At 67.9% G+C, this 15,857-nt stretch carries 10 protein-coding genes, 1 tRNA gene and 2 pseudogenes; 1 reads left to right on the top strand and 12 read right to left on the bottom strand.

Annotated features, from left to right (window positions below; all coding sequences use genetic code 11):
* Window positions 1-349 (bottom strand): annotated as a pseudogene (locus tag QM572_RS01195) (alpha/beta hydrolase); the annotation flags it as partial.
* A gap of 130 nt (window positions 350-479) precedes the next feature.
* Here QM572_RS01195 and QM572_RS01190 point away from each other — a divergent pair.
* A tRNA-Asp gene (locus QM572_RS01190) sits at window positions 480-553 on the top strand.
* A 562-nt stretch (window positions 554-1,115) separates the two neighbouring features.
* Here the strand turns inward: QM572_RS01190 and QM572_RS01185 are convergent.
* From QM572_RS01185 to QM572_RS01135, 11 genes and pseudogenes are all read right to left on the bottom strand, one after another.
* Window positions 1,116-2,213: pseudogene (locus QM572_RS01185) on the bottom strand (recombinase family protein); the annotation flags it as partial.
* A 218-nt stretch (window positions 2,214-2,431) separates the two neighbouring features.
* Window positions 2,432-2,611 carry a hypothetical protein gene (locus QM572_RS01180; protein WP_415089154.1) on the bottom strand — a complete coding sequence of 60 codons (180 nt, stop codon included), beginning with the start codon at window positions 2,609-2,611 and terminating at the stop codon, window positions 2,432-2,434.
* Between the two features lie 78 nt (window positions 2,612-2,689).
* Window positions 2,690-8,389 (bottom strand): helicase-related protein, encoded by a 5,700-nt coding sequence (locus QM572_RS01175; protein ID WP_415089152.1) that lies wholly within the window; start codon window positions 8,387-8,389, stop codon window positions 2,690-2,692.
* 10 nt (window positions 8,390-8,399) lie between these two features.
* Window positions 8,400-8,951, bottom strand: a complete 552-nt coding sequence (locus QM572_RS01170; RefSeq protein ID WP_415089150.1) for a hypothetical protein — start codon at window positions 8,949-8,951, stop codon at window positions 8,400-8,402.
* A gap of 13 nt (window positions 8,952-8,964) precedes the next feature.
* Window positions 8,965-9,390, bottom strand: coding sequence for a single-stranded DNA-binding protein (locus QM572_RS01165; protein WP_415089148.1), 426 nt, complete (start codon window positions 9,388-9,390; stop codon window positions 8,965-8,967).
* A 93-nt stretch (window positions 9,391-9,483) separates the two neighbouring features.
* A complete protein-coding gene (locus QM572_RS01160) occupies window positions 9,484-11,247 on the bottom strand; it encodes a type IV secretory system conjugative DNA transfer family protein (RefSeq protein ID WP_415089146.1) in 1,764 nt (587 codons plus the stop codon).
* Window positions 11,244-11,777, bottom strand: a complete 534-nt coding sequence (locus QM572_RS01155) for a cell wall protein (protein ID WP_415089143.1) — start codon at window positions 11,775-11,777, stop codon at window positions 11,244-11,246. Before QM572_RS01155 ends, QM572_RS01160 begins: the two co-directional genes overlap by 4 nt.
* Window positions 11,774-12,877: a serine/arginine repetitive matrix protein 2 gene (locus tag QM572_RS01150; RefSeq protein ID WP_415089141.1), complete on the bottom strand. Its 1,104-nt coding sequence runs from the start codon at window positions 12,875-12,877 to the stop codon at window positions 11,774-11,776. The genes QM572_RS01155 and QM572_RS01150 overlap by 4 nt, the downstream gene beginning before the upstream one ends.
* A gap of 71 nt (window positions 12,878-12,948) precedes the next feature.
* On the bottom strand, window positions 12,949-13,947 hold the full coding sequence (locus QM572_RS01145; RefSeq protein ID WP_415089139.1) for a hypothetical protein: 999 nt from the start codon (window positions 13,945-13,947) through the stop codon (window positions 12,949-12,951).
* Window positions 13,944-15,425 (bottom strand): VirB4 family type IV secretion system protein, encoded by a 1,482-nt coding sequence (locus tag QM572_RS01140; RefSeq protein ID WP_415089137.1) that lies wholly within the window; start codon window positions 15,423-15,425, stop codon window positions 13,944-13,946. The genes QM572_RS01145 and QM572_RS01140 overlap by 4 nt, the downstream gene beginning before the upstream one ends.
* Entirely contained in the window at window positions 15,422-15,826 is a 405-nt protein-coding gene (locus tag QM572_RS01135; protein WP_415089135.1) for a hypothetical protein, read from the bottom strand. Before QM572_RS01135 ends, QM572_RS01140 begins: the two co-directional genes overlap by 4 nt.
* Between the last annotated feature and the right edge of the window lie 31 nt (window positions 15,827-15,857).

Below are 15,857 nucleotides of genomic sequence, written 5' to 3'. Positions count from 1 at the left end.
CGGCGGCCGCCGTGCGGCCGCCCATCGAGTGGCCCAGGAGCGCGACCGGGACGCCGAGCTCCGCGCGGATCCGGTCGAGTGCCCAGCGCGCGTCGGGCACCGGTGAGGGCAGCGCCTCGACGCCGACGTTCCAACCGCGCACGCGGTAGCGCAGCAGGACGATCCCGATGTCGCGGTCCAGGAGGTCCCCGGCGATCTCGTGGGTCATCCGCCGCATCCGCCGCCACGGCAGGCTCCGCCCGTCGAGCGCGCGCGTCCCCGTCTGGGCTCCGCCGTGCAGCGCCAGCACGACGCCGCGGAGGCCGCCGTCGGGCAGGAGGACGTCGGTGATCGCAGGAGCTGGAGCCATGGCCACGTCCTCATTCGTAGTCGCACCGTTCGCGGATGGGTCATGCCGATTGGGAACCTCAGCGAGGAGTCGGCTACAGTTCCATCGCTCTCGCAGACATGTCCCTGACACGTCGGGGAGGAGCAAACCTGGCCCCGTAGCGCAGTTGGTTAGCGCGCCGCCCTGTCACGGCGGAGGCCGCGGGTTCGAGTCCCGTCGGGGTCGCCCTACGCTGAGGGCTCAAACCCTGGGCAGACGTAGAGTCTGTCCGGGTTTGAGCCCTCAGGCCTTTTTTCGCCCAGGTCAGTGCGCTGGCGTGGACCTCCGCGTCCAGGAGTAGGCCAAACGGTCGAGCTAGTTCCGGCTGGAGTGTGCCCGCCTTGTCGAGATAGATCTTGGTGAAGAACGCTTGGTTACAGAGCCGCCGAGTCACGTCGTCGCAACGGCGATACAACCCGGCGACGTCGTCCAAGAGCTCTAGCGACTTCTCCAGCGTCTCGTTCACGGTCGCATACTCACCGTGTTGCTGGTCCAACCTGTGATTGATCTGGTCGAGCTCGGCCAGGATGCGCCCCTGCTCGCGCTTGAGGAGAGTGAGCGGGATGGCATCGGCGTAGTGCGCTTGGAGTAGGCGGAGCTGCTCGTCCTCAAGTCGATTCCGCTTGCTCGTGAGGGCCGAGAGTTCCTCCGCCTCGGCGGCCATCATCCGGTCGAACTCGAAGCGGAGCATTCCAGCCATCGCCTGCCTGTGCTCCGGTGTCAGCGTGACTTGTTCGTAGTAGTCCTCGATTAGGCGCTCGACGCTTTCGATCATCACCGCACGTCGGGTACAGGTCGTGCGCTTGGAGTGCCGGCCAGCGCAGACGAAGTACGGGTAGACACTCCCATGCCGGTTCTTGGCGTTCGTGATGAGAAGCCGAGACCCGCACTCGCCGCAGAACACCGAGCCCTTGAGGTAGTGGTGGTGGACCTTGGTTGCATCGGCAGCTGTCTTGTGGGCGGAGAGGACCGACTGAACTTGATACCAGACCTCCGGCGGGATTAGTCCGGGGTGGTTGCCTCGGTGGATCACGCCCTTAAAGACGATGTCGCCCTTGTAGTACGGGTTGGTGAGCATTCGATGGATGGATGAGACTGCTAATGCCTTCGCGGGGCGGCGCGGCGTGGGCACGGAAGACAGTCCGCGGTCGGATAACTCGTCGGCCAGTTGGCTGACGGTCCAGTCACCCGAGGCGTACGCCTGGAACGCCCATTCCACGAGGGGTGCGCGCTCGCGGTCCCGCTCGACACCTCGGACCTCGCGTCCTACCGCATCGCGGCTGACCGTGTTCAGGTATCCAATGGGCGCCTTGCCGATCGTCCCGCCGCTGGCGGCCTTCTGGCTCATGCCCTTGATGACCTCGGTGGCGAGGTTGCGCGAGTAGAACTCCGCGATGGACGACATGATCCCGTGCAGCAGCATCCCCGAAGGGGTCTCGTCGATGTTCTCCGTCGCCGAGACCAGCATGACCCCGGCGTCGCGGAGTGCGAGGTGGATGGTTACGTCGTCGGCGCGGTTGCGGGCAAGCCGGTCGACCTTGTGGACGATGCAGTAGGCGACCTTGTGGGTCTGGACGTACTGGATCATCCGCATCAGGTCGGGCCGGTCGGCGGTGCGCGCCGACTCGCCAGCGTCGACGAACTCCTCCACGATCGTGGCGCCGAGGGACTCGGCCTTGCGGCGGTTGGCGTCGCGCTGGGCGGGGATGGAGAACCCCTCGTCTGTGCCGCCCTTCTCGGCCTGCTCCTTGGTCGAGACTCTGAGGTAGGTGACAGCGAGCGCGGTGCCGGGAGCGGCTGCGCCTTGGCTCGTCCTCAGGCACTGGTCGGTGGGCTGGTGGTGCATGAGCGTGTCCTCACCAATGAGTCGAGCCTCGCGATGGTCAGTGTCGACCACGGGCGTCGTGTGTGAGGAGAGCCCAAGCGGGCTGTAGGGCGCCGACTCGTCGTGAGTCGGGATCACTTGGCCTTGCCGAAAGGCGAGGCTTCTAGAGCCACGACGCCCCACGCGGGGCGAGTTCGGTTCTTGTGGCGTTGATCCTACCGTCGCCATCCGACATCGGTTCAGGAAGCGGCCCGCGTCGGCTGAAAGGTCTGCGGTGGTGTGGCCGCGCGCAACTCGACCCGTGTGCGTCCCGAGTCCTCCAGCGCCAGGCGGATCATCGCCTCGGCAAGCCGGCGAAGGTCCGGTTCGTCGCGGTGGACAGCCCTGACCACCAGCTCGCGGTCCTTGCGATCGGGCATTCGCTCAGCTCCATCCGACATGTCAGTGCTCCTTTCAGATCGACAGGTCCATGAAGGAGGTGCGCGCCAGGAACCGGCTCACAGGCCGGGCGGGTCATACACCGGCCCGGTCTGTGCCGGCCCCGGTCGGATGTGACTGCCTGCGTCGCGCCCGCCGTCGCCTCTCGAGGCGATGCGACGGGTCACGGGCACGTAGTCGCGCAAGGTCTGGACAGTGACGGGCGCCGGTGCTGGCGGCGAGACGGGCGCGGGAGCAGTCGGCCCCTCGTGGTTCTCCTCCTGCATCGCGGCCAGGGCGGTCTCGACGGAAGCGAGTTGCTTCTCTGCCTGGTCGAGCGTCTGGCTGTGCTTGAAGGGCTGGCCGATGCGTTCGGCCGCCTCTGTCTTGGACCGCTCAGCCTTGTCGAGGTCTTCTTTGACGTAGGTGAGCAGCGTGGGGATGGCGGAGACGCGGTTCTCGATGCGCTGGACGAGGCCGACCCCGCCGGCGAGGAACTCGCGCTGGGTGAGGGTGAAGAAGGAGCGTGGAACTCCGACGAGGCTGGTGGTGACGTTGAGGACGCCCATGCCGGGGCTCGTCTTGACTTCGATGTCGAACCCGCTGATGTTGCCGATGACGCCGTACTCCTGGCCTCGGTAGGTGGGCATCCACTGGAGTCGGCTGGCCTGCATCCAGCGTTCGAGCGCCCCAGCGGCGTCGGCGCGCGAGCTGTAGTTGCGGCCGTCGAGGGTGATGCGGAAGTGGTCCCCGCTGGTGTCGGTGACCAGTGAAACGGCTGCATCGAGGGCGGCGATGTGCGCGGTGAACCGGGCGATCTCCTCGTCGGCGCGGCGTTCGGTGTGGGCGAGCATGTTCTGGTTGCGTTCGTGGGCTCGCTGCAGGCGGCGGAGCTTGGCGACCTCGCTGGTAAGGGTGGAGTGCTCCAGCAGCAGCGGGTTGCCGGAGCTGAGTGCCTTGGCTTCGGCGGCGGAGAGGGCGCCGGGGTCGATCTCGTCGATCTCACGGGAGTCGATCCGACCACGCATGACCTGGGCGATGAAGGTGGACTTGCGTTCGATGGTCTGCCACATGAAGGCGTCGAAGGAACGCTCAGTGACGAACCGGACGATCGCGATCTCCTGGTTCTGGTTGCCCTGACGCAGGATGCGCCCGTCCCGTTGGGCCAGGTCCGCCGGCCGCCATGGGCAGTCCATGTGCCACAGCGCGACCGCGCGGGCTTGGACGTTGGTTCCGACTCCCATCTTCTCGGTCGAGCCGATGAGCACTGAGATGTGCCCGGCGCGGGCTTGGGCAAACAGTCGTGCCTTCTCGGCGTCGTTGCTGGCCTCGTGCATGAACCGGATGCGCTCGCCGGGCACGCCTCGTTCGTCGAGCTGCAGGGCGAGCTCGTCGTAGGCGTTCCATCGGTCGGGGTTGGGGGTTCCGATGTCGCAGAACACCAGCTGGAGCGCGCCCTTGACCGACGAGGGCTGACCGGTGAGCGGGTCGAGGTACTCGTTGTCGCGGGTGCGCTCCCACACGGCGGCGATGGCGTCGGCCGCGACGTCGACCTTGGTGGGGCCGGAGGGCCGTTTGGGCACCACCATGCGAATGTCGAGCGCAGCCTTGCGGCCGTCGGTGGAGATGGTGAGCATGTTGTCTTCCTCGGGACGGACCGCCTTGTTCGCCACGGCCTCGGCCCGTTCCCCGAGCAGTTCCACGAACCGTTCGAGTTCGACGGTCGGCTCGACCGGGACCGTCGCGGCAGCGCGTTGGCCGTCCCCTCGTTCGGCGAGGGCGGGGATAGGTAGATTCAGGTCGGCGGCGGTCTTCACGTCGGCGAACACCGACCACATCCGCAGCATCTCGGGGACGTTCTGGAACTTGGCGAACCGCGTCTTGAGGCGGAACGCGCCAGTGGGTGACATCTCCATCTGGGTGACGGTCTGGCCGAACGTCGCGGCCCAGGCGTCGAACGATCCGATGCTGGCGGCATCGAGGAGGTCGGGGCGCAGGTAGCGCTGCATCACGAACGCCTCGGTGACGCTGTTGGCGATGGGGGTGGCCGTCGCGCCGGTGACCACGCGGCCGCGACCGGTGGAGCGCAGGTACTCCAGCTTCATGTGCAGGTCGGCGGCACGGGCCGAGCCGTCGATGGCGGCGTCGCGGATGTTGGAGTCGGTGGCGAGGTTCTTGTAGAGGTGCAGCTCGTCGATGCAGAGGTAGTCGATGCCGGTGTCCTCGAAGCACACGCCGTCGTCCCGGCTTGTGTCGAGGCGCTCCGCGATCTTGCTCTCGGTCTGAAGAAGCTTGCGCTGGATGCGCTTGACCGTCATCGCCTGCCCGGCCTCCGCGTTGTCCAGCACCTCCCGGAGTTGGTCGATCTGGGCACGTACGTAGTCGTCTTGCGTGGCTTGGCGTAGCGGGATCTTGGCGAACGCGGTCTGGGTCAAGATGATGCCGTCCCATTCGTTCGCGGCTGCCTTGGCGACGAACTCGCGGCGCTTCTCCGCCGAGACGTCCGACGAGGAGGCGGCGAGCACTCGGGCTTGGGGGTAGATCTGTAGCCACTCGCGGGAGAACTGCTCCAGCATGTGGTTGGGGACGACGATGACCGGCTTGTTCACTAGCCCTATGCGCCGCATCTCCGAGACGCCGATGATCATCTCGGCGGTCTTGCCCGCGCCGACCTCGTGGAACAGGCCGGCCGAGGGTTCGGCGATCATCCGCGCGACCGCTGCCCGCTGGTGCTGGCGTGGGGTGAACCCCTCAGCCACGCCGGGCAGCGTCAGGTAGTTCCCTGCGTCGGTGTAGTCGCGCAGCACGATGGAGTTGAAGCGTCGGTTGTATTCATCGACCAGGCCGCGTGCGCGTTCGGGCTCCTCCCATACCCACTCGGCGAAACGTTCGGAGAGCGCGTCCGCCTTCTCCTGTGCGGCGGTCGTCTCGACGGGGTTGAGGACGCGGCGCTTGCGGCCGTCGGCATCCTCGAACTCGTCGCGGACCAGCACGGCTCGCTGTTCCATGACCGCTTGGGCGATGTCAGGTGCGGGACGCCGGACGGTGCCCCATTCGCTTGTCAACAGCAGGCCGCCTCGTCCGCCGCGGACCTCCCACATGCCTGGCAGCGGGTTCTCGACCTTCACGTCCTCGACGCGGAGCAGCTCGTTGAGGAACGCCTGATGGACCTCGGCGCTGATCCACACCGCGCCGAGCTTCGCCGTGATCTCGTCCGCACCCAGGGTCGGCGGCATCACCGCCTCAAGCGCCTGCACGTTGACCTCGAACTCCGGCTCCTCCTTCGCCACGAGACGGGCTTGGTCGAGTTTGGTCCGCACGTCACCCGACAGGTACTCCGGTGCGTGGACGAGCGTCTTGGTGTCGGGCTCGGTATAGACCAGACCGGCCAGTGCCTCTCGGGCGTCGTCCTCGCCCAGGCCGAGGAGGTCGGCGATCATCGGCAAGGCGACGCCGCCGGTCTTGTCGAGGCTGACCGCGATGGCATCGGCTGGGGTGTCGACTCCTTGGACCTCGGGACGTGGTGCGACGACACGGCGGCTCATGATCGCTGCCGGGGTGGCGACCTGTTCCACGTCGTCGAACTGCTCCAGCGCGAGCACGAGAGCGCCGAACGGGTCGGTCCGTAGCAGCCGGATCGCCGGAGGGACGATGCGGGCGTGGGTGTCCTCGCCGTTCTCGTCCATCCGGCCAGTCCGTCGCAGGGTGAACCTGTTGATAGGCCCCCAGTGGCCCACGTACTTCCGGTAGTCGCGACTCAGCGTTGCTCGTGCGGCGGCGATCTCCTCCGTGTCCTCAGCGGAGGCGCCTTCCAGCGTCAGCAGGTGGGATGCCTGGTCCCGCAGCCCCAGCAGGGCGCGCATCTCACTGGCGGCGTTCTTGGGCACCTTGACAGGCTCCAACAGCCCATCGGTCACGGTGGCGAAGGTGCCGTCGGGTTGGGCGACGAGGCTGCCCGCCCACAGGTCTTCGGCCGCGACAGCGCCGGTCACCGGATGTCCCGGCCCCTTCACCCCGGGCGCAGGCTCGGCCTCGGTCAAGGTCAGGTCGTTGCGGCGGGCTGTGAACGTGATCTGGTCGAGGGCTTGGGCGAGGTCGTCCTCCAGGCTGTCGAGATTCCCGGTGAGGCGCAGCATCGGGATGCCGTAGGTGCCGGTCCCGGTACTCACCTCGCCGAGCATGTGGTCGGGACGGGTGTCGAAGTAGGTGTTGATCTTGATCTCCGCATGACCATCAGGGCCGTCGATCTCGACCGGGACCACGTTCTCCCACTCCGGCGCTCGGGACGGCTCGCCGGGCAGGCGGCGGCGGAACAGCAGCAGGTCAGTCAGCACCGTTGTCCCGGCGGCACGCTGGAACGTGCCGTTGGGCAGCCTGACCGCGCCGAGCAGGTCGGCCATCTCGGCCATCGCACGGCGGGCGCCTGGATTCTGGGAGTCCATCGTGTAGTGGCTCGTCAGAACCGCCACCAGGCCACCCGGACGAGTCAGGGCCAGCGACTTGATGATGAAGTGGTTGTGCATGGAGTGCCGGCCGGCACCGTGGCCCGGGTTGTGAATCGGGTCGTGAAGCTTCACGTCTGAGAACGGGACGTTGCCGATAGCGGCATCGAACGTGGCGGTGCGGATGCGAGTGTCGGCGAACGACTCGGTGCGCACGTCAGCGTGCGGGTACAACGACCGACTGATCGCAGCGGTCAGCGGGTCAAGCTCGACACCGGTCACCCGGGCTCCGGCGGGGGCCATGCCGATGAAGGTGCCCGCGCCGCTGCCGGGCTCCAGCACGGTACCGGTGGTGAACCCGAGCGAGCCGAGTGCCCGCCACATCTGCCGAACCACCAGCGGGTCGGTGTAGTGCGCGTTCAGGGTGGTGCGCTCAGCCGCGGACCACTCGTCGCCGTTGAGCAGGGCACGGAGCTCGGCGCGTTCGGCGGACCACCTGTCCTTGCTCGGATCGAACACGTCGGCCACGGCACCCCAACTCGACCAGCGGGCAAGGGTCTGCTGTTCCTCGGCGCTCGCCGGGCGCTGCTCGTCGGTAAGTGTCCGTAGGACGCCGATGGCCTCGATGTTCGCGGCGTAGCGGGCCTTGGCGCCCGACGGGGCGAGGTCGTCCTGACTGGTCGGGACGAAACTCGGTGCTGGGGTGGCGTCTAGCGGACTTCGCGGAGGAACCGGAGCGTGGCTGCCTCGGCCATCGTCGCCTGGTTCTCGGCGAGGAATCTCCGGGGAATCGGCGCCGCCGCCAAAGAGGTCAAGAACTCCGGCGTCACCGCCCAGGTCTTCGCCTTGTCCTCCAGTTCCGCCGTCGAGGGCATCAGGTCCGGACAGTCCTGAATCCGCTCCGCCCAGGAGATCAGCGCCTCGTCGGAGGGACGAGTCTGCTCCCATTCCTCCCGGGCCTCGGCCAAGGTCAACTCCGGTGCCGGTGTCCACACCAGTTGCGCCATCACGACCTCCTCCGCTGTCCGGGTCGCCCCCTGGAGTCGGGCGGCCTTCTGCTTGTAAGTCTCCCTCTCCGGGTCCGGCCCAGCCAACAGACGCGCCAGATCGCTCACCTGCGCCTGCACCTGCTCGCCCAGATCCGTGAAGAACGCCACCGGGTCCTCCAGAGCCCTCACCCGGCTCGGCATCCAGCGGTGCCAATGAGTCATCGCCAGTCGTGCGTACCGGTTCATCGGCCACCACCTCCCTCTCGGCCTGCTCGGTTGATGTCTCCTCGCCCCAGAGGTCGAGCGTGAGCTGACCCTCGGCCTCATATCGCGTCCTTGCGCGCCCCATCTACCGGCACCTACCTGCTGGCTGCCCGGGTCTCGGCAGCGCCCAGAACCCGGTCCTCGATGCGTCGGCGTGCTTCGAGGTCGTCGTTGACGAACTGCACGAAGTCCTCGGCTCGGTTCTCGATGACCCGCTCCTCGGCCGCGGAAGGCAGGGGCTCACCGGGCCATGTCGCCTGCCGTGTGGGCCGGTCGTGATCGAGCCGTGTCCCCGAGGTGGCGACCCACTCCCGCAGGCGGTTGCGGGCCTCGGCGAAGTCGCGGTGCCACGTCAGCGGCATCGAGGCCGAGGCTTCGGCATCGAAGCAGGCTAGCCAATGGAGGTGCAGGGCGGAGAGTTCCCAGATCAGCTCGTCGTGGCGGTGCCAGAACGGCGGCACCACCGTCGGCGGCAGCCCGTAGGTGCGACGTAGCCAGTCGACCCAGTCGTTGAGGTCCAACCACTCGGGCTGGGCCTCCTCGGCGGTGAGAAGGTTCCAGTTGATCGGCTGCACCTGCACGCGCGGGTCGGCCTCTTCGCCCGGCTCAGGCTCATCGCGCGGCGGAGCGGCGTCGTAGGGGGTCATCGGTGATCTCGGCTCAGAGCCCGACAGGCTGGCCGGTCGGCTGAGTGTTCAGACGCGGTTCCTCGACCTCGGCCTGCCGGGTCGGCTGCCGGTCGACGCGGTAGCGGGTCCGGGCGGCGTCGTGACCGATGCGACGAGCAACGAACTCCTCACGCGGAACGGCCTTGCCGTCGCGCACGACCTCGTACTCGTGGACGTAGCCCGAGGCGACGAAGTTGTCGCCCTTGCGGAACTGTGCGTTGGCACGCTCGGCGCTGGCGCCGTAGATCACCAGGTCGTGGTAGCTGGGCTCCAACGGGGTGAAGGTTCCGTCGGTCTCCTTGCGCGAGTGCTCGACCCCGATGAGGAGGTAGCACCGGGCGACGTTGTCGCGGGTGTGCGTGAGCTGGGGATTCCTTGCGACGAAACCCGCGGTGCTCATCTGCGTGGGGATGCTCACGGTTGCAGCTCCCTGCTGTTTCGCGCGGTCCGCCGGCTGCCGACCGCTCTTGGCATGGAGGTGCGCCCGAGCAACCGTGCGGAGAGCGCTTGGTCAGCGGCGGCGCAGCGATTCCTCGACACTGGTGCGCGCGCCGCGTAGCTCCGCAGCATCGGCCCGGCTCGTCCAGGCGCGAAGGTCGGTGACCAACGGTGGAGCCGAGCGCAGCAGCACGAGTCCCGTCCCGAACGGCAGCGTGCGAATGGTCTCGGGCGGCATGACCGGCACTCGGCGGGTGGAGCGTTGAAGGGAACGGGAGCCGTAGTCGCCGATTGAGATGGTGTCGGTGTGCTCGTCTCGTTCTCCGATGAGAGCAGAGAGGTCTTGCAGGTCGCGTGCAGCGGCGGTGCCGCCGAGGATGACCTTGACGATGGAGGCGTCCCAGATCGCCCCGGCAGCGTGGTCGCCCCACTTGTCGCGCGCCTGAGAGAGCGACTGGAGAACTGGCATGGTGGTGATACCGGTCCCGCCGCCCTCGGCCATCAACGTGGGAAGTGATGGCAGCGGCGAGAGGTTGCCGATCTCGTCGAGAGCCAGCAGCAGCGGAGGGTCGAGCCGCGCCCCTGGCGAGCCAGCCGCCAGGTGCCGCGCGGTCTCCACGAGGTCTTCGATGAACGCAGCGACCAGTGACCACGACGCACCTGCCCCCGCCCCGGTGGCGAGAAGGTAGAGCGTTCCGTTGGAGGTCAGGAACTCCGCAGGGTCGAAGTCCTCACCCGGTGCCGGCGTCACCGCATCGAGGACACGCGGGTCAGCAAGGCACGACAGAGCGAGCGAGACACCCATCCAGATCGAGTCCCGCGTCCGCGGGTCAGCATGGATCATCGACTCCAACGAGTCCGCCCATCCAGGCGCCGCATCCGGGTGGCTCGACAACACTGCGACGGCATCGGCCGCCGCCGATGGCGAGAGCGTCCAACCGAACAGCTCCCGAGGGCTGCGCTGGTCCAACGCGGCAGCGTGGAGCAATGCCTGGAGCGCGGTACGGGTCTTGCCCTCCCAGAATCCACCGGACTCCACCCCGCCTGTTGACAGTCCGGTCGCCGAGGCCAGTCCGGTAGCGCGGATCATCGCCGTCAGCGGGTCTTGGCATCCCCGTACCGGGGACCAGCGCAGCCCAGCGGGGAGGCCGTCCGCGAGCCGCTGCGGGTCGAACACCGCCACCGGCCCCCGGTCCTTGCGGGCAGTGATGGTGGCGGCGATGTTGTCCGGTCGCGTCGCAGTCGTTACCACCGCTCCGGGAGCGTCGAGGATCGCATTGATGACAACGTGCAGGCCCTTCCCAGAACGCGGCGGACCCAGCAGCAAGACTGAGTCCTCTACCGACGCCCACACGCCTCTGCCCCGTGCGCGCCCCAACAGGTAACCGACATCGGGAGCCGAAGGCTTCGCCAGCGAGGGACGCAGAGTGTGGGCGCGCTTGAGCAGAGCCTTCTCTGAGGCCGTGGCCAAGACGTCGCGGCCTGCGGCGACGCCCGCGAGACGGTGCGGGTCACGCGATGATGTGTGACGTGCCCCCGAAACCAACCGCCAGCACCCGAAGGCGACACCCCCCACGCAGGCCAGGAGCGCAACAACGGTCGGCCAGTAAGCCCACGCCGACAGTCCCGGTGCGGCCAGCGCTTCGCCCGGTGCGCCCGCATGGGTCAGGACGCCGAGCCCCGCGGCGATCCCGCCGGCCGGCATAGGGTTGCCCGTGACAAGAGCGGCGACAAGGCCAGCCAGCCACAGGACGGCGGCGACGCCAGCCGCTGCACCGACAAGTATCAGACCAAGGTTGACCAGCTCGTCATCGACGCCGCGGCCGCGCGGGTTCACGCGCGATTCCCGCTGACGGCGACAAACCCGGACGAGCGGCCCAGCAGCACTACCGTTCCCGGCCTGGACGCCAACAGTGCAGCAGGTAGGCGTAGCCGTGCGCTGCCGTCGGGGCCAGCAGTCTGGCGGGCGACCACCACGGCGACCGCGACCTCCTCCTCGGGGTCAAAGCCGCTGCCTCCGACTTCGAGTCGGCCATCGACCGCCGCGGTCGTTGTGGCACGCTCAGTCACCGAGGTGGCCGCGTCCGCCGGCGGCGGCGTCACGATCTCGGTGAACACGGTGCCGTCGGCCTCGCGGACCTCGACGCGCACCGGCTGCGCCGCATCGCTGGCGACCCTCTCGACCAAGCCGCCAACAGCCGTGCGCCCCGAGCTCAGGTCGCTGGGAAACGGGTAGGGCTCATCGTTGAGGGTTGCAGTGAGCCGGGCCTCGTCGGCACCGCTGATGGTGATGGTCAGGTGAGGGAGGACGACCGGGACCCGATCGACGACTCGGCCATGACTCTCGTTGTGTGTATGCCGGGTCATCGCAGCGCCACTGCCTCGACGCTGGGTGTGCTGCCGGCGTGCGTGGCCTCAGCAGGCGGTCCTGCCTTGACGCCCGTAGGCTTCCGGCCGCTTGCGTGCTCGCGTGCCAGCGCATCGCGGTCCAACCCGGGCGGCGTGCCGTCGCCGACCATCGTGGTGTCGAGTTGGTCGAGAATCTTCACCGCCGTGCCGCGAACCCGCTCCGCCGTGGACTGCACAACCTCGGTGGGAGTCTTGCCCGGCACGCTGGCCGCCCACGACGTCACGTACGGGATCGTGTAGTCGTCGGTCGCCAACCCGTGAGCAGCGCCGACCATCAAGGCGATCGACTCGGCCTCGACCTCCGCGACGCCCCGGTGCATCACCGCGTCTTCGTTGCCCGGCCCATGAAGCATCACATGGCCTAGCTCGTGCGCCAGTGTCTTGACCTGCGCCGCGTCGTCCATATCGACTCGCACCGACACCTCGTGCGTCAGGTAGTTGGTCAGCCCGTTGGCCCCGCCGATCTCGCCCGCACTGGCGACGAGCCGCAGATCGAACCCCTGTGCCTGGACCTGGGCAGCGAGGCCGTCCCACAGCCCTTCCGGTGCCTGACCGTGGAGCAGGACCGGGCGCGGAGTCTCGGGGATCGGGTCGCCGTCGGTCTGAGACACGTCGAAGACGTAGGCGGGCCGGAGACCGACGAGTTTGGATCGCACGACCTCGCCCCAAGACGGCTTCTCGCCGCGTCCGAGCCGCCTCCACGAATCGTCGATCTCGGGGGTCGGGGATGCGAACCGGGCCGTGACCGGGGCGAGAATCTGGTAGCCAGACTGACCTCGCATCACATTGCGGGCCGTGCTGAGCCACTGCTTGAACCCGGCGACGTAGGTCGGCATCGGGTCGGGCACGAGGCCCTTCTGGAACGCGGCGTAGTGCTGGACGTAGATCAACAGCGTGTTGTTGAACGACCGAGAGCGGAACCGCGCCGCGAACTCGAGCGCCCGCTTCCAGTCCTCGCCCGACACCAGGCCGTTGACCGCCTCGGTCAACCGCTGATGCAGGGCCTCCAGCTTCGCGTCATGCTCCTCGCGGCTCAGCCGTGCCCTCGTCGCCATCATGTCCTCCTGCTCTCGGTGCGTTCCAACGAAAGGTGCGCGGCAAGATCCGCCCCTGCGAGGTGTGGCTGTGGCTAGGTGAAGCAGGCGCCGCTGATGCAGTCGATCGAGAGGGCTGCTTCGTCGAAGAGGACGCCTTGCCCGGCGTCGACCTGACGCTCAGCTTCGGAACGAAGGTCGACGTCGCGGAGCGGAACACGGTCAGAGTGCAGGAACATCTGGCCGGCGAACGCCGTGCCGCCGCGAGCGTTGAAGGCTCCGCCGTTGCGGATGTGTTCGTCCAGCACGCACGCGCGCTCCCACAGGTCCGGGTGTTCCGTCTTCAGCGCCGCCCACCGGGCGTTCCGTGAGTTCGGGCAGAACCAGCACGTACTCCTGGGCGGTGTCGGGTGCCCGTTCTGTGCGAACCACCCGATGGTGTCGCTGCGGCGGAACGAGAGCCCGAAGTCCTTGATGAGCGGCCACACGTTGACCTGCCAAGCATCAAACCCCGCGCAGTCACACCGATCACACCCTGGCCTGTGCCCGCCTACGCCGTCGGTGTTGCTCGTGCCGCGCAAGACCCGGAGCCGGGGGTGCCCGCATCGACACTCGGTGCTCTCCTTGCAGCGGGCCATCTCGTCGACGGAGAACCCGAGCCATTGCTCGACCCGCGACCGCTTCCATGCTCCTGGACCCCCGCCCCGTTCGTTGGCCAGGCGCTTGACCTTCCGCGTCACCACCCGACGTTTGTAGTCGTAGGAGCACCGATAGCCGAGTACCTTCCCGCGGCTTCCGTCCGGGTTGAGCACATGGGCCGGTGGCGTCGGATTGCTGGAAGTGCGTACGGGCGATAGCAACGCCGCCTCCAGCGATCCTGTCGAGACACGAACGAACGGAATGCCTGCACGGACGAGATGGGTCTTGACGTACTCGGCGTACTCGTAGGTCTCCGGCAGCTCACCGTGCGTGTCAGCAAAGATGACCGCATCCAGGCGCGGAAGGACCCCGGTCGCCGACATGAGCGCCAACGCAGCGGATTGCGTGCCGCCCCCGTAGGACAGCACACGCAGACTCGGTTGCCGGGTGCTCATCGCATCCGAGCCGTGGTGTCGAACAACTCCAGCTCGGCGGGATGGAGCTGGTGCTGGCAGACGAACGAGCGATCTTTGATCCGCCACAAGCCCTGCCCGGTTCCCAACGTCGGAAGCAGTCGCCGCTCGGTGCCGGTGAGGCCAAGAGCGTCGGCGGTAGCGCCCAACTGGTCCGATTCCTGGCGGTAGATGATGCGCGTTTCGGCGTTGGCCAGCAGCGAGGACGCAAGAGCCCGCATCGCCGAGCCCTGATCGCCCACGGTTTCGAGGTCGCTGAGCTTGTGGAAGATCAACAGGTTGGCGATGCCGTAGTGCCTCGCCAACCTCCAGTGGGCGTCCATTCGTCGCAGCAGGGCGGGGTGGGACATGAGCCTCCAGGCTTCGTCGTAAACGACCCAGCGTTGTCCGCCGTCGGGGTCGGCCAGGGCGGACTCCATCCACGCCGATGCGCAGGTCATCAGCACCGAGATCAGGGTCGCGTTCTCGGTGACCCGCGAGAGGTCGAGCGAGACCATTGGCAGCGTTGGGTCGAATCGCACGGTCGATGGCCCGTCGAACAGGCCGGCCAGGTCGCCACCTACGAGACGCCGCAGCGCGTGCCCGACGAGCCGGCCGTCCTCGGCCAGGCGGCCTTCGCTGTCATCGCGGGCGTCGGGGGTCAGGAGCCGGTCGACCACCATCGGCAGCAACGGGACCTCGGTCGCGCGCACAGTGCTGGCCAAGGCGACGTCGATGGCGGTGTGCTCCAAGGGAGTCAGCCGTCGGTCCAGGACGGTTTCGGTCAAGGCCCCGATGAGGTCGCGTCGACGAGCCGTGACCTGCGCCGCCCATTCAACGTCGTCGAGCCCACTGGGCCGGTAGCCCTCATCGAGCGGGTTGAGTCGTGCGGGCATTCCGTGCCCCAGTTCGATGGCCATGCCACCCACGGCCCGCGCGACCGCCGTGTGCTCGCCCTTCGGATCGCCAGGCACGTAGACCCGTCGTCCGAACGGGAGGGAACGTGTATAGAGACTCTTGGCCAGCGCTGACTTGCCAGAGCCCACGATCCCGGCGACCACGACGTTGGGAGCGGTGATGAGTCCGTTGCGATACAGCACCCACGGGTCGTAGACGAACGATGCACCGCTGTAGAGGTCTTGTCCGACGAACACCCCATCAGAGCCGAGTCCGCCCTCGGCAACGAACGGATAGGCCCCGCCCCAGGTGGCGGAGGTGTCCTGGTGGCGAGGCAGCCGCAAGCGACCGGAGGTGCGGAGAGCGGCCGGTCCAGGTTCCCCGGAGCGCGGCAGGACCGCCATCGACCGACGCTCGGCCGTCAGCCTCTCGACCTTCTGCTTCGCGTCCGCTTTGCGAGCGTCGCGGTCGGCGGCCATCAGCGACTTGGCTGACGCCTGTCGAGTTCGCCGGTCACGGCGTCGCTCCCGTCGTGGGGCGACCAGGACTGCGCTGTGCAGCCGCTCGTCGTCCGTTCTGCTCACAGCGACAGGCCCTGGTCGACGGCGGCGGTGCGGTGGGCACCGTGCTCGGGAAACTCCCGGTGGTAGCGAAGGACCGCCTCGGCTTCGTGAGCATTGCTGATCGACTCGGAGGCCTGGTGCAAGACCTCACCCGCCCGGTGGAGCTCCCACGACACCCGGTAGGACGTCGACCTAGCCTGAGCCGAATCGGCAGCCACCCAGCCGCCACTCTTCGCCGGACCGTCGTGGAACGCCGCGATCTGATGGAGGGACTGGCTCAGTGAGGCAACGGCCGACGTCAGCGATCCGAGCACGGAATAGACCTGGCGCGGGTCGTCGATGGAGCGGGTCGCGTGCGCCAGCGCCCTCAGCGCAGTCTCGACCTCGGCAGCGTCGGCCGCCGGGTTCTCGGATGTCGGCATCTCGGTCTCCTTCGTGATGTGGTCGAGAAGG

The organism is Nocardioides sp., from assembly GCF_047607365.1.
Lineage (GTDB): Bacteria > Actinomycetota > Actinomycetes > Propionibacteriales > Nocardioidaceae > Nocardioides.
The sequence above is the reverse complement of the archived record's forward strand: the minus strand, read 5'-3'. Positions and strand labels throughout refer to the sequence as shown.